Source organism: Bradyrhizobium sp. USDA 3256, from assembly GCF_054058275.1.
Genome location: NZ_JBSSAE010000002.1, coordinates 4,211,685 through 4,226,035, shown reverse-complemented (window position 1 = coordinate 4,226,035; position 14,351 = coordinate 4,211,685). Strand labels below are relative to the sequence as shown.

Below are 14,351 nucleotides of genomic sequence, written 5' to 3'. Positions count from 1 at the left end.
CAGCGCAATACGTTGCGATGGGCCAGAAGCTGACTCGTGGTTTCGAACGTTTCAGTGGCACACCAGTCCGTGGGACACAGGGAACGGCGCGTGGCGAGTCGAGCTAACGACCCGCCATCGCTTACAGGCAATCCGTCGGCCGTTTGATGCAGCCTTCACTCTGAACGAGTGGCGAACTAGTCAGCTCCGATCGCTTTAACTCGCTGGGGTTTTTTCATATCCAGCAACGGCACTGGATTGTCTGGGCGTTGGAGATTGGGCCTCCAATCGTTCGAGCCGCCGCCGGGAGCACGCTTCATGCTGGGATAGTCAACGATGGACTTGTTGAACTCCATCACGACTGGCACGATTAGCGCCCCGAGCCAGCTGTTGTCCTGTCCAGCATATCTGCCCGGTGAGGTCTGAGGCAGACGCGACGGTACAGCACCATTGAACACCATATCGTACTTCTCGAACGGATCCATGGTCAAATTGTAGGCTGCTCCAATTGAGCCGAGGTTTTGTTCCGGTCCCAACCATGTATCCTTTGCAGTCCACAGATACTTCCACGCGATGCTGAGGTCTGGATTGGTTGGATCGCCGGCGATGTCGGTACGTGCTCCCATAAAGTTCTCGCCGTCGATATAAACCCACGACCGTCGTGCTGAGTGCTTCGATCGACCGAGGATGTACTCGCTGTTGTCGATGCTATCAAAGTAAATGGGCTTGCCGTTGTTGTCGGTCCAGGCGCCGTGCGGCGGCGCGGTCAGGCCGACCATTTTGGCGAGCGTCGCCCAGCAGTCGATATGCGACATCATTTCATGGTACTGCGCGCCCGCCGGGATGTGTGCGGGCCACCACATCAACCCGGGTACCCGCCAACCGCCTTCAAATGCAGTACCTTTTTCGCCGCGGAAAGGCGTGGTGCCGGCGTCGGGATAGGCATCCTGCCACGCGCCGTTATCTGCTGTCACGATGACGATGGTGTCAGGCGCTTCGGCACGGATCGCATCCATTATCCGCCCGATATTATCATCAAGTTCAAGGAGCGAATCCGAGTAGTCGCCAAGACGCGACTTGCCAGCAAATTTCGCTGAAGCATTGGTCGGATTGTGCATCTTCATGAAGTTTACATCCATGAAGAACGGCTTGGAGTCCTTGGCGTGTTTCTTGATGTAGTCGATTGCATAGTCGGCCTGGCGGACATCGAAGTCGGCAAGACGGTCATATGTGATGTATTCGTCTCGCTTCGCCGGCTGCCCCGCCGCTCCCTCCCATTCGTACATGTTCACAATCTCAAAATATTCTTTTGCGAACTCCGGGTTGTAGGAGGGGAACCACGGATGAAACCACTTCGAGGTATCGGCATAAGTGTAGACGCCTGGATAATATGCCGCGAAAGCCTTCATCTCATCGAAGCCATGCTCAATCGGATAAGCCTCAGGTTTGTCGCCGAGATGCCATTTGCCGGAAAAGTAAGTCGAGTAGCCATTCCTACTGAAGAACTCGGCGATGGTTGGCGTCTCCTTCTTAAGCGCATTTTCGTCGCCCGGGACGACCACGATCGACAGCGCGGTGCGGATCGGAATCCGCCCAGTCATGAACGAGGCGCGCCCTGCGGTGCAGCTTGCTTGACCGTACCAACTGGTGAACGTCGCGCCTTCCTTTGCGATGCGATCGATGTTCGGCGTCGGATGGCCAAGTGCAGAGCCGCCGCCACTATAGGCGCCGAAATCGTTCCAACCAGTGTCGTCAGTCATCAGCATGACGATATTGGGCCGTTTTTGCTGTTGCGCGGTAGCCGGCATGGTAACCATCGTTGCCGCAGCGACGCCCACAAACAGACCACCACATAACGTGAGTCCGACCTTCATAGGAATCCTCCGTTTAACCTAGCGCTTGACGGCGGGCAGAAAAGCGACGTCGGCCTGCCCGTCCAAATTCTGTCGTTGGAGAGTTTGTGCGATACTCTGGGACAAGCGGCCGGTCCTTAGGCTGGCCGCTTGCTCTGGCGATCTCGGATCGCGGTGCGGGCATGCGACTAGTCGCTGGCGCCGGCCGTCCTCATGTCCTTTACTCGCTGCATGACCTGTTCCAGGTTGTAGCTGGCAGGGTCCTGTAGCGGCGGGAATTTGATGAAAGTCTCAAGGTGCCTCAACCACAACTGCTGCCCGATGGGCAGCATGTTCCAGTCATAGACATAGGCGGTCGACGGAGACGCGATCGCCCCGGCCATGCCGAACAGCGTCTTCTGCTGTTCGCCAACGGAGGTCTCGAAGGGATCACGCTTGATGTTGACGACCTGGGTCCAGGAATAGGGCCGCACACCATTGATGAAGCCCGACGGTGCGTCGGAGACCATCGCGAAGTACATCTTCCAGTTCTTGTAGCGGACCGCCGACGGCTCCTTGCCGGAGTAATACAAGAAGTGGTCGCGAGGCGACTTGTCGGACTTGCCGCTTAGGTAATCGGTCTGATTAATACCGTCGAGGGTGGTCTTGACCATATTGGGATAGCCGGCCTCGACCTGTTGCTTCAGTGCGTCGCCTTTGGGCCCGCCGCAGATCTCGACGAAAGTCGGGAGCCAGTCGAGGGCGGAAAACATATCGTTCTTGATCGTGCCGGGCTTGATGACGCCAGGCCAACGGACCACCATCGGAGCGCGCATGCCGCCTTCCCAGGTGCTGAGCTTGCCGCCCTTGAACGGCGTGGTGCCGCCGTCCGGGAAGGTGATGGTCTCGGCGCCGTTGTCGGTGGTGAATACGACGATCGTGTTGTTGAGTTGGCCCATGTCTTCGAGCTTCTTCAGCACGACGCCGATGTTGTCATCCATCTGCTTCATGCCGGCTTCGTTGACGCCCCAATCCTTGCCGCCGGGCTCGCCCACCATCGCCAGGTACTTGTCCGGCAGCACGGTCGTGATGTGCATGCGCGCCGGGTTGTACCAGACGAAGAAAGGCTTGTTGGTCTTCTTCGGGTCATTGCGATCGAGGAAGTCTACGACCTTCGCCGAGATTTCCTCATCCACGGTCTTCGACCGCTCGAGGGTCAGCGGGCCTTCATCCTTGCACATCATGTTTTTTGCAGTGCCGTCGGAGGACTTGCACGCCAACATTGGCCGCGGCGGCGTCAGGCAGATCGTGGTCTTCGGATCCACAGCGCCAGGGACCTCGGCGACGCCCGGGATCGGTGTGTTCTGGCATGGCGGGGCAAGGGTCTGCAGGGTCGGGGTTTTGTTGATGTCCGGGAAGCTCACGCCTTGCATGGCGTCGAGGTGATAGAGATAGCCCCAGTACTCCTGGAAGCCTTGCGCGGTCGGCAGCGACTCGGTGTGGTCGCCGAGATGGTTCTTGCCGAATTCGCCGGTGGTGTAGCCGAGATCGAGCAGGAACTTGGGAAGCGTCGGCGTCCCCGTCCGCAGATAAGATGGACTGCCGGGAATTTCTGGCAAAACCATGCCGACGCGAACCGGCTGCATGCCGGTGATGAAGGCTGTACGCCCTGCCGTGCAGCTCTGTTCGGCGTAATAGTTCGTGAACATCGCGCCTTCATTGGCGATGCGGTCGATGTTCGGCGTCTCTCCGACCATCAATCCGCGGTGGTAGATGCTTGGCTGCATCCACCCGATATCGTCACCCATGATGAAAAGGATGTTGGGCTTCTGCTGCTGCTGCTGCTGCTGCTGTGCCGCAGCGGGCATACTCGTCAGCCCCGTCAACGACAATGACACCAGCGTCGTCACTCCAAGGAATGTAGTGGTGGCCCGCTTGTGCCAACCAGTCGTCTTCGGCACGTTCGCTTTAGCTCGTGACTTGTTCTTGAGAATGCAATCAAACATGGTCACTCTCCCGGTTGCAGTGCACGTCATCCACCGGAAGCAAACTTCTAGTTCTCGAAAGTTTCTGCTCTTGATCCAGATCAAGCCGAACAACCACAGAATGCAGGTTGCGACGCGGTGTTCGCGCTTCCGTCAGTGATGCTGACGTTGAAGGGCATTTCGCTCATCCGTCGTTTTCGACCTGACAATTGTCGGAGCTGACATCCAAAGTCTCCCACCCGATGTCCGGCTCGGGTCATTTTCGACGGATTCAGCGGGGTTGTCGGCAGGTTGATGTCCGCTTCTACCCCGTGAGGGCCGAACCGGGGCCGGGCCGGAAGCGTTGCGCTTGGACGGACCCTGTGATTCAAACTCCCAAACTGGGGGGCGAATGATACGCTACGAATTCGCCGACTATGAATGGGTTGCCATCAAGCCCCTGCTGCCGAACAAGCCGCGTGGCGTTCCTCGGGTAAACGACCGGCGGCATCTTCTGGGTCCTGCGATCCAAGGCACCTTGGCGCGATTTGCCGGATCATTTTTGCCCCAACACGACCTGCTATAACCGTTTCGTCCGCTGGCGGCGGGCTCGTGTCTGGGGCCGCATCATAGACGCACTTGCCGTTGCCCACGCCGCCGCTGTCCAGATGATCGACACCTCCATTGTCCGTGTCCATCAGCATGGAGCCTGCATCACACGAAACCTGCGCCAATCGATGGGGAGGTCACGCTGCGGCTTAACGAGCAAAATTCAACTCGCGTCAATCAGGTTATGGCTGCGCCTTAATGAGTCCGCGTCCTAGTCCACCTGACGATTTGTGCTGAATTTCCCATCTTGCAGGAACGCGATGGTCTGCGCGATCGCTTCGGCGTTGCGCACTAGCCAGGGATGCGAGGTGCGGATTACGATGTGATCGGCCATGCCGTCGAGCCTGGTGTTGGCGACCGACACCCGTCCGTCATGCGGCCGCGGCAGGCCGATGGAGGTGATCGGATAGACCGAGCGGTTGCCGGCAATGATGCCGGTGGAGTAATCGATCGGCGGCAGCAGCGCGCTGGTCGCGGCGTCGCGGCGGGTGACGAGCTGCTGGCCGGCCGGACCGAAATAGGCGCGATAGGCCGCGAGGTTCTTCAGGCGGTCGGCGATCTCGCTGCCGCCGTTCGGTGTCCCCAGCATCACGACGCGGCCGAGCCGCGCCGGGCGATGCCTTGCCAGATAGACGCGTGCCAGAAGACCGCCCATCGAATGGCAAACGACATGCACGGAGCCGTCGAGGCTCTGCGCGAACCGATCGAGCGAGGAGTGGATGTCCTCGGCCAGCGCGTCGAGCGGCTTGCGCCGGCTGTCATAGTCGAGATTCAGGGTGGCAAAGCCGGCCGCCCTCAGCGCCAGCTCCATCCTGCGAAACGAGCGCGCCGTCCTGCTGATGCCATGCAACAGGACGACGCCGTCAAGTGTGGACGCCGCGGGGCGCCGTTCGCTCACTTATAGTCGCGCTCTTGCCACCATGGGAAATAGTCGGGCATGTCCGACGACACCTTGTTCTTGAACTGCGCGGGGCGCTTTTCCAGGAACGACACCACGCCTTCCTTGACGTCGTCGGAGCGGCCGCGGGCATAGATGCCGCGGCTGTCGACCTTGTGCGCCTCCATCGGATCGTCGGCGCCCATCATGCGCCACATCATCTGGCGGATCAGCGCCACCGACACCGGCGCGGTCTTGGCCGCGAACTCCTTGGCGAGCGCACGCGCGGTCGGCAGCAGATCGTCGGGCGGCACCACCTTGCTGACGAGCCGGCCGGCGAGCGCTTCCTGCGCCGGGAAGACGCGGCCGGAATAGCACCATTCCAGCGCCTGCGAGATGCCGACGATGCGCGGCAGGAACCAGCTCGATGCGGCTTCCGGCACGATGCCGCGCTGGGAGAACACGAAGCCGAAGCGCGCGGCGTCGGAGGCGATGCGGATATCCATCGCAAGCTGCATCGTGACGCCGATGCCGACCGCCGGGCCGTTCACCGCGGCGATCACCGGCTTCAGGCACTTGAAGATGCGCAGCGTCACTTGCCCGCCGCCGTCGCGCACCTGCGGATCGCTGTAGTCGACGCTGCCGTCGGCATTGCGCTTGACCGGACCGCGCCGCGCATCGCGGTCGAACGTGTTGGCGCCGGATGAAAGATCGGCGCCGGCGCAGAAGCCGCGGCCCGCACCGGTCACGATGATGGCCCTGACGTCGTCGTCCTTGTCGGCCTTGTCGAACGCGTCGATCAGCTCCTGCTGCATCGTGGCGTTGAAGGCGTTGAGCTTGTCGGGCCGGTTCAGCGTGATGGTCAGGATCTGCTCGGCGACCTCGTACTTGATCGTCTCATACGCCATGGGGATGATTTCCTCTCGGTTTTCTTGAATGAACGGCGCTGGCGCGCGTCTCCATCCAGTTAACCCGGCAATCATCCCTTGTGAAGAAGAGGGATGCGCAGGCTTGGCCCCGCGCATCCTGACTTGCGTTGAGGCGCTGCTTTTACTTCTTCGGCGGCGCGGGCCACGGCTTCTGCGGGTCGCGCAGGCTTTCGAACGCCTTGCCCATGCCGAGCACGCCGATGTCGTCGAAGCGGCGGCCGATGATCTGGACACCGATCGGAAAGCCCTTCTTGTCGTAGCCGCCGTTGATCGACAGCGCCGGGTTCTCCGACATATTCCACGGCACGGTAAAGCAGATGTGCTCGAACGGCTTTGCCGGATCGTTGAGCGGCGCTGCGAACTCGGCCGGGAAGTTCACCACCGGCGATACCGGCGAGATCACGTAGTCGACCTCGCAGAACAATTTCGCGGCGGCCGCGCGGATCGCCATCGTCATGTTGAAGCCGCGCACCACATCGACGCCGGAGAGCTTTGCGCCGGCCTCGGCCCAGTTGAGGATGTAGGGCAGGGTCTTGCCGCGGTCGGCCTGCGACAGTTTCGACAGCTCATCCCAGGTCCGGGCGCGCCAGAAATTGTCGAGCCCTTCGAGCATCTCGGGCGTCAGGATGCCGTCGATCTCGGTGATGACGGCGCCGGCGGATTCGAACGCCTTCGCGGCCTTCACGACGACCTCGCGAACCTCCTTCTCGACCTTCTGGCCGGAACCGGCGTCGAGCATCAGCCCGATGCGCAGCTTGCGCGGCGACTTCTCCAGCGCCTTCCAGTTCACCTCGAGCGCCGGCAGGCTCATGCCGTCGCGGCGATCGGGACGCGACAATACGCTCATCATCAGCGCGGCGTCGTCGACGGTGCGGGTCATCGGACCGGCGATGCGGCCGACATAGGGCGGGTCGATCGGCACGCGGCCGAGGCTCGGCTTCAATGCGACGAGGCCGCACCAGTTGGCCGGCAGCCGCACCGAGCCGCCGATATCGGTGCCGAGATGCAAGGGACCGTAGCCGGCAGCGCCTGCCGCGCCCGCGCCGGCGCTCGAGCCGCCGGGGTTCTTGCTGACATCCCAGGGATTGCGGGTCAGGGGATGGAACGACGACAGGCCCGACGACAGCATGCCGTAGTCCGGCATCGTGGTCTTGGAGAAGATCACGCAGCCGGCCTCGCGCAGCCGCGCCGCGGGCGGTGCATCCTTCTCCGCGGGCGCCAGCTTGACGCTCGCCGCGCCCAGCGGCACCGGCTGCCCCTTGGTTGCGACATTGTCCTTGATGGTGGCGGGAACGCCATCCAGCGTGCCGGCCGGCTCGGCCTGCTGCCAGCGCTCGGTCGAGGTCCTGGCGACCTTCCGCGCCCCTTCCGGGTCGTACAGATACAGCGCCTTGATGTGCGGCTCCCAGGTTGCGACCTGGGAGATGATTTCCTCCAGCACCTCGGACGGCGAGAACTGCTTGGCACGATAGCCGGCGAGCAGGTCGACGGCGGAGAGATCGTGCAGCGACGTGATGGCGTCCCCTTTGGGCTTATGCATGCGCACCTGCCGGCATGCGTTTTTCGATGATGCGGGCGAACATGCTGGCGCCGATCGGCAGGATCTTGTCGTCGAGAACGTAACCGGGATTGTGAACGGGCACGGAGCCGTCATGGCCGACCCAGAAATACGCGCCGGGAATGGCCTGCATCATGTCTGCGAAATCCTCGCTGCCCATCTTGGGCGTCGAGCGGGTGATAACCTTGGCCGGATCGACGACGGTGCGCGCAACTTCCTCGACGACGCGGGACTGCTCTTCCTGGTTCACCAGCACGCTGAAGCCGTCGCGGATCTCGACCGAGATTTCGGCGTCATATGCCGCCGCAAAGCCGGCGGAGATTTCGCGCATGCGCTTGCGGATCAGCTCACGAATCTCGTCGGAGAAGCAGCGCACCGTGCCGCACATCCAGGCTTCGCCGGGAATGACGTTGTAGGCCGACCCGGAATGGATCTGCGTGATCGACAGCACCGCAGCCTGCAGCGGATCGACGTTGCGGCTGACGATCGACTGCAACGCCTGTCCGAGCGTCATTGCGATCACGACCGCGTCCTTGGAGCGCTCCGGCATCGCGCCATGCGCGCCGTAGCCCTGGATCCTGATGTCGAAGAAGTCGGCTGCGGCCATTGCCGGGCCCGGCAGGATCGCGATCTCGCCATGGTTGAGGTCGGGCGCGTTGTGCAGGCCGTAGACCTCGTCGCAGGGGAACTGCTTGAACAGGCCGTCCTTGATCATGGCGCGGGCGCCGCCGAGGCCTTCCTCGGCCGGCTGGAAGATGAAATGCACGGTGCCGTCGAAGTTGCGGGTCTCGGCGAGATAGCGTGCCGAGCCGAGCAGCATCGTGGTGTGGCCGTCATGGCCGCAGCCGTGGAAGCGGCCGGGGATGGTCGAACGCCACTTCAGATTGGTGTTCTCCTCCATCGGCAGCGCGTCCATGTCGGCGCGCAGGCCGATCTTCTTGGTGCCGTTGCCCTTGCCCTTGAGCACACCGACCACGCCGGTGCCGCCGAGGCCGCGATGCACCTCGATGCCCCAGCTCGTCAGCTTGTCGGCAACGATGCCCGAGGTGCGGACCTCCTCGAAGCCGATCTCGGGATGCGCATGCAGATCCCGTCTGATGGCGGTGAGTTCGTCGGCAAAACTGTCGATGCGCTCAATGGTCGGCATGGCTCTCTATCCGTTTGTGCGTGATGGGGAGGTGGGTGTGAAAGTAGGGCCGTTCGGCTTGATACGAATGCCGGCACGCAAATGTTTCCACGGCAGCGTGGCGGTATCGGCGGGCATCGCGCCGGGGGCGGCGCAAATCAGCAATTTCTCGGCGATCGGCTCGAAATCGGCGCGGAAGTGCACCGAGCTCTTGTTGACCAAAATCTTCTGCGCCGTCGGCTCGATGCCGACATAGCGGTACATCGCCTGGTCGGCAAGCTGGGCCTTGTAGGAGCCGACCACGACGCGGACGTCGCCGACCCGCAGGCAGGCCGAGGGGCCCATATCCATGTCGCGGCCGCCGAAATAGGGACCGGGCGCCACGAATTTTCCATCCGAGAGCTGCTCGACGACAAAAGTCTCCCGGTACGGCGCGTCGCCGGGAATGCCGGACTTACCGCCGAGCTCGAGCGTGACTGATGCCCCGACACCGGCGGTGTGCGCGGCCTTCGCGGATTGCGGGTCGTAGATCACGCCGGTCGCGGCACTTGCCTTGTTGCGTACCAGCGCGCGCAGCATGCCGGTGGTGTCGGAATCGCCGCCGGCGCCGGGATTGTCCTGGGTGTCGGCGATGATGATCGGCTTGCTGGCCGATTTCGCCAGTTCCATCGCCAGCCGCACGCCTTCGTCGGGCGAATAGATCCGGCCGTCGAAATCATCCTCATGGCCTTCGACCAGGGCGACGACCCTGTCGGCGGCGGCATCCGCATCGGCCTGGGTCCGGCCGTAAGCGAATACGCTCGGTCCGCAATCCCTGAAATCGGCAGCCGGGAAGCCCGGTGCAAACGACAGCGTCGGCACCACGTCGCTCTCGAGCGCGGCGAGCTTTTGATAGATGCCCTTGGTCGGCTGGTCGTTGGTGCACTGCCAGCTGATCGGGATCAGGAACGGCAATTGCCGGAATGCCTTTGCGAAGCGCTGCCTGGACTTGAGCATCAGCGCCAGATGCCGGGCACAGGCGCGGCCGGTTTCGGCCATGTCGACATGCGGATAGGTGCGGTAGGCAATCAGCGCATCGGCATGCTCGATCATCTTTGGCGAGACGTTCGCATGCAGATCGAGGCTCGCCACCAGCGGCAGGTCGTTGCCGATCGCCTTGCGCACGCGGGCCAGCGTTTCGCCTTCACCATCGTCATAATGCTCGGTGACCATGGCGCCGTGCAGGTCGAGATAGACGGCGTCGATCGGTCCGGCCGCGGCGATGCCGTCGACCATCTCCGTCACGATCCGCTCATAGGCATCCTTGCTGACATGCGCCGACGGGCTCGCCGCGGCGAAGATCGTCGGCACCAGTTCCCAGCCATTGGCTTCCGCCGCCTCGACAAAGCCGGCGAGGCCGACATTGATCTTGCGCATGACCTTGAGCACGTCGGCGCCATGCGTCATCGACGGCCAGCCGCCGCCATGCACGAAATCGTCATAGGTTGCCTTCGTCGGTGCGAAGGTATTGGTCTCGTGCAGGAAGCCGCCAACGGCAATGCGGGTCATCAAGTCGGTCTCGATACGTTTCTTCGATCATGATGCGATCGTGACGACGCGCGTCATGATCTCACCTCGTTGGTTGGAGCGTGATCTTCGGGGAAGACCGGTGTCCGCCTTCAGAGCCACGCTCTAGCGCGCGACGTTAAGCGTGTCGTCACGCCAAGCGCAAGCCGGGGAGCACCAGCGGATTTGCATGCCCTGTGGGCGGAAAGGCTTGAGGCTAAAGACCTAGGCCGTCGCCACAATGCCTTCCGAAACGGGGCGGAAGTTGGCGAAGTCCCAGCCGCGTCCGGGCGCCGCATCGAGCAGTGCGCGGGTATAGGCCTGCTGCGGATTGGTCAGCACCTCGGCGGCCGGTCCCTGTTCCACGACGCGGCCATGTTGCATCACGGCGACGTCGTCGCAGATTTGTGCGGCGACGCGCAAATCATGCGTGATGAAGAGCAGCGCGATGCCCAGCCGGCGCTGGATTTCGTCAAGCAGATCGAGAACCTGCGCCTGCACCGAGACGTCGAGCGCGGACACCGCCTCATCCGCGACGAGCACGTCGGGATCGAGCGCCAGCGCGCGCGCGATCGCGATGCGCTGGCGCTGGCCGCCGGAGAACTGGTGCGGATAGCGCGAGATCGCGTCGGGCGGCAAATGGACGAGCTCGAGCAGCTCGCGCGCGCGCGCCAGCGCATCCTTGCGCGGCATGCCGTAATTGACCGGGCCTTCCGCGATGCTCTCGCCGACGGTGACGCGCGGATTGAGCGAGCGGTAGGGATCCTGGAAGATGATCTGGATTTTCTGGCGATGCGGCTGCAACAGCCGGCGCGACAGGTCGGAGATCTCGCGGCCGGCGAGGCGTACCCCGCCCGAGGTCGGATCGATCAGGCGCACGATGCAGCGCGCGACCGTCGACTTGCCGGAACCGCTTTCGCCGACGATGCCGAGCGTGCGGCCCTTGCGCAGAGTGAGCGTGACGTTGCTGGCGGCGGCGACCTCGCGGGCTTTGCCGTAGAGCGACCGCTCCCGGTAGACCTTGCTGAGCTCGTTGGCTTCCAGCACCACGGGCTCGGTCGTCTCCGGGCGCGGCGCGCGCGGCACGAGGCTCGGCACCGAGGACAAGAGGTTGCGGGTGTACTCCATCCTCGGAGTGCGCAGCACGTCCTGCAGCGGGCCGGTTTCGACCAGGCGGCCGTGTCGCATCACCGCGACGCGGTCGGCGATCTCGGCCACCACGCCCATGTCGTGGGTGATGAACAGAACAGCGGTGCCGTGATCGCGTTGCAGGTCGCGGATCAAGGTGAGGATCTGCTTCTGCGTGGTGACGTCGAGCGCGGTGGTCGGCTCGTCCGCGATCAGGAGCTTCGGCTCCAGAACCAACGCCATCGCGATCATGATGCGCTGGCGCTGGCCGCCCGAGAGGCGATGCGGGTAAGAGGAGAAGATGCGCTCCACATCCGGCAGCCGCACATGCTCCATCATCGCCAGGATTTTCTGACGCCGCGCGCGGGAGTCGAGATCGGTGTGGGCGCGCAGCACCTCGTCGATCTGGCGGCCGACCGGCACGACGGGATTGAGCGCGGTCATCGGCTCCTGGAAGATCATCGCCATCCGCGTGGCGCGGAGTTGCCGCAGCCGCCGGTCGCTGGCGGTGAGCAGTTCCTCGCCGACCAGTTTGACGTTGCCGCCAGACGGCACCAGCGTGCCCTTCTGCTGCAGGCCCATCACGGTGAGCGATGTCACCGACTTGCCCGAGCCGCTTTCGCCGACCAGGCAGAGCGTCTCGCCTTCACGGACCTGCAGCGAGAGGTCGTCGATGATGCGATGTGCATCCGCCTTGCGGCCGAGGCCGACGACGAGATTGCTGATGTCGAGGACGACGTTGGTCATAGGACTGATTCCACCGGCAATACGAGGAGCGACCGTGATGTTTTTCGTCTTGCGTCATTCCGGGGCGATGCGAAGCATCGAACCCGGAATCTCGAGATTCCGGGTCTGGTGCTCACGCACCATCCCGGAATGACGGCTTCAATTGGCATTGAAGCCGTCACTTGCCCTCACGCTGCTTCATGCGGGGATCGAGCGCGTCGCGCGCGGCGTCGCCGATCAGGTTGACGCTGAGAATGGCGATCGAGAGCAGCAGCCCCGGCCAGAAGATCAGCGACGGCTTGACCTGGAAGTAGGCGCGGCCCTCGGCCATGATGTTGCCCCAGGTCGGCGTTTCCGGCGAGATGCCGGCGCCGAGGAACGACAGGATCGCCTCGGTCAGGATCGCGGACGCGCAGACATAGGTGCCTTGCACGATCAGCGGCGCGATGGTGTTCGGCATCAAATGCCGCCACATGATCTTCGGCAGGCTGGTGCCGAGCGAGATCGCGGCCTCGACATAAGGCTCCTCGCGTGCGGTCAGCACCACCGAGCGCACCAGCCGCGCCACGCGCGGGATCTCGGGGATGGTGATCGCGACCATCACGGTCCAGATGCTGGCACCCGACAGCGACACCACGGCGATCGCGAGCAGGATGGCGGGGATCGCCATCAAGCCGTCCATCACGCGCATCAGCACCGCATCGACCCAGCGGAAGAAGCCGGCGACGAGACCGATCAGAAGGCCGATGGCGATCGAGCAGACGGCGGCGCCGAGCCCAATCACCAGCGAGATCCGTGCGCCGTAGACGATGCGCGACAACAGGTCGCGGCCATAGGCGTCGGTGCCGAGCAGATATTGCGCGCTCGACGGCTTCAGCCGCTGCGACGGCGTCAGCAGCAGAGGATCATGCGGCGCAAGCAGCGGCGCGAAGATCGCCATCAGGATGATGAGGGCGAGGCAGATCGTCGCAACCGCGATGATCGGCGTCGACGTCAGGAAGCCGAACTTGACGCGGAACGGCCGGGTGACGGGAAGCGAGGATTCGGGAAGGGTTTCGATCGCCATTGCTCAGTACCGGATACGAGGATCGAGCAGGGTGTAGGCGAGGTCGATCAACAGATTGACCGCGACGTAGATACCCGACGTCAACAGGATCATGGCCTGGATCACCGGATAATCGCGCGCCAGCACCGCATCGACGGTGAGGCGGCCGATGCCGGGCAGGTTGAACACGCTTTCGGTGACGACGACGCCCGAGATCAGGAGCGCGAAGCCGGAACCGATCACCGTGATGACCGGCACGGCCGCGTTGCGCAGCGCATGGCGCAACAGCACGCCGGTCTCGCCGATGCCCTTGGCTCGCGCGGTGCGCACGTAATCCTCGCCGAGCACATCGAGCATCGAGGCTCGCGTCATGCGTGCGATCAGCGCGACATAGATGAAGGAGAGCGTGCAGGTCGGCAGGATGAGGCGCTGGAAGAACGGACCGAAGCCGGCCGAGATGCTCTTGAAGCCCTGTACCGGAACCCAGCGCAGATCGATCGCAAAGATCTGGATCAGCACATAGCCGATCACGAACACCGGCACCGAGAAGCCGAGCACCGAGAGCCCCATCACGAAGCGGTCGATCCAGGTGCCGTGCTTCCAGGCCGCGATCACGCCGAGCGGCACCGCCACCAGGATCGAGAGGATGATGGTGGCCAGCGCGACCGAGATCGAGGGCTCGAGGCGCGGGACGATCATTTCGAGGATCGGCTTATTCGAGATCAGGGAGACGCCGAGGTCGCCGTGCAGCAGCTTGGCGATCCAGGTGTAGAACTGGATGTAGATCGGCTCGTTCAGACCAAGCGAGGTCCTGATACGTTCGAGCTGTTCGGGAGTCGCGTTGTCGCCGGCGAGGATGGCGGCCGGGTCGCCCGGCGTCAGCCGCAGCAACAGGAACACGAACAGAGCCACCACGCCCATCACGGGAATGGCGGCGAGGATGCGGCGAAGCAGATATCCGAGCAAATTTGATCCGTTGGGTTGTGGTCGATGAAGTCCCCAGCGGGACCGTTGCACACCAGACCGTAGCACA

The 14,351-nt window shown here is 63.2% G+C and carries 10 protein-coding genes and 1 pseudogene; 1 reads left to right on the top strand and 10 read right to left on the bottom strand.

The features are described from left to right. Positions 1-176 precede the first annotated feature (176 nt). Complete coding sequence (locus ACVWY5_RS21760; protein ID WP_050385892.1) at positions 177-1,853, bottom strand: arylsulfatase; 1,677 nt, start codon at positions 1,851-1,853, stop codon at positions 177-179. A 167-nt stretch (positions 1,854-2,020) separates the two neighbouring features. Then, entirely contained in the window at positions 2,021-3,679 is a 1,659-nt protein-coding gene (locus ACVWY5_RS21755) for an arylsulfatase (RefSeq protein WP_198400231.1), read from the bottom strand. Positions 3,680-4,190: 511 nt separating this feature from the next. Between ACVWY5_RS21755 and ACVWY5_RS21750 the strand changes: the two are divergent. Beyond that, positions 4,191-4,548, top strand: a pseudogene (locus tag ACVWY5_RS21750) (transposase); the annotation flags it as partial. A gap of 47 nt (positions 4,549-4,595) precedes the next feature. On the opposite strand, the gene ACVWY5_RS21745 reads toward ACVWY5_RS21750, so the two are convergent. The 8 genes from ACVWY5_RS21745 to ACVWY5_RS21710 form a co-directional block, all read right to left on the bottom strand. Next, complete coding sequence (locus tag ACVWY5_RS21745; protein WP_028336099.1) at positions 4,596-5,282, bottom strand: alpha/beta fold hydrolase; 687 nt, start codon at positions 5,280-5,282, stop codon at positions 4,596-4,598. Further along, on the bottom strand, positions 5,279-6,169 hold the full coding sequence (locus ACVWY5_RS21740) for a crotonase/enoyl-CoA hydratase family protein (RefSeq protein WP_018272348.1): 891 nt from the start codon (positions 6,167-6,169) through the stop codon (positions 5,279-5,281). Before ACVWY5_RS21740 ends, ACVWY5_RS21745 begins: the two co-directional genes overlap by 4 nt. 142 nt (positions 6,170-6,311) lie before the next feature. Further along, the gene (locus tag ACVWY5_RS21735) at positions 6,312-7,730 is read right to left on the bottom strand and encodes an amidase (protein ID WP_028336100.1); all 1,419 of its coding nucleotides are present in this window, start codon (positions 7,728-7,730) and stop codon (positions 6,312-6,314) included. Next, positions 7,723-8,895: a M20 aminoacylase family protein gene (locus ACVWY5_RS21730; RefSeq protein ID WP_028336101.1), complete on the bottom strand. Its 1,173-nt coding sequence runs from the start codon at positions 8,893-8,895 to the stop codon at positions 7,723-7,725. The genes ACVWY5_RS21735 and ACVWY5_RS21730 overlap by 8 nt, the downstream gene beginning before the upstream one ends. 6 nt (positions 8,896-8,901) lie before the next feature. Beyond that, positions 8,902-10,422, bottom strand: a complete 1,521-nt coding sequence (locus ACVWY5_RS21725; RefSeq protein WP_028336102.1) for a M81 family metallopeptidase — start codon at positions 10,420-10,422, stop codon at positions 8,902-8,904. A gap of 222 nt (positions 10,423-10,644) precedes the next feature. Next, complete coding sequence (locus ACVWY5_RS21720) at positions 10,645-12,294, bottom strand: ABC transporter ATP-binding protein (RefSeq protein ID WP_028336103.1); 1,650 nt, start codon at positions 12,292-12,294, stop codon at positions 10,645-10,647. Between the two features lie 157 nt (positions 12,295-12,451). Further along, positions 12,452-13,339: an ABC transporter permease gene (locus ACVWY5_RS21715; RefSeq protein WP_028336104.1), complete on the bottom strand. Its 888-nt coding sequence runs from the start codon at positions 13,337-13,339 to the stop codon at positions 12,452-12,454. A 3-nt stretch (positions 13,340-13,342) separates the two neighbouring features. Then, positions 13,343-14,284 carry an ABC transporter permease gene (locus ACVWY5_RS21710; protein WP_028336105.1) on the bottom strand — a complete coding sequence of 314 codons (942 nt, stop codon included), beginning with the start codon at positions 14,282-14,284 and terminating at the stop codon, positions 13,343-13,345. Between the last annotated feature and the right edge of the window lie 67 nt (positions 14,285-14,351).

Bases quoted from the DNA above. Each gene is read 5' to 3' on its own strand.
- ACVWY5_RS21735 (WP_028336100.1), bottom strand. From the start codon at position 7,730: ATGCATAAGCCCAAAGGGGACGCCATCACGTCGCTGCACGATCTCTCC.
- ACVWY5_RS21720 (WP_028336103.1), bottom strand. From the start codon at position 12,294: ATGACCAACGTCGTCCTCGACATCAGCAATCTCGTCGTCGGCCTCGGC.
- ACVWY5_RS21740 (WP_018272348.1), bottom strand. From the start codon at position 6,169: ATGGCGTATGAGACGATCAAGTACGAGGTCGCCGAGCAGATCCTGACC.
- ACVWY5_RS21755 (WP_198400231.1), bottom strand. From the start codon at position 3,679: ATGCCCGCTGCGGCACAGCAGCAGCAGCAGCAGCAGCAGAAGCCCAAC.
- ACVWY5_RS21730 (WP_028336101.1), bottom strand. From the start codon at position 8,895: ATGCCGACCATTGAGCGCATCGACAGTTTTGCCGACGAACTCACCGCC.
- ACVWY5_RS21725 (WP_028336102.1), bottom strand. From the start codon at position 10,422: ATGACCCGCATTGCCGTTGGCGGCTTCCTGCACGAGACCAATACCTTC.
- ACVWY5_RS21715 (WP_028336104.1), bottom strand. From the start codon at position 13,339: ATGGCGATCGAAACCCTTCCCGAATCCTCGCTTCCCGTCACCCGGCCG.
- ACVWY5_RS21760 (WP_050385892.1), bottom strand. From the start codon at position 1,853: ATGAAGGTCGGACTCACGTTATGTGGTGGTCTGTTTGTGGGCGTCGCT.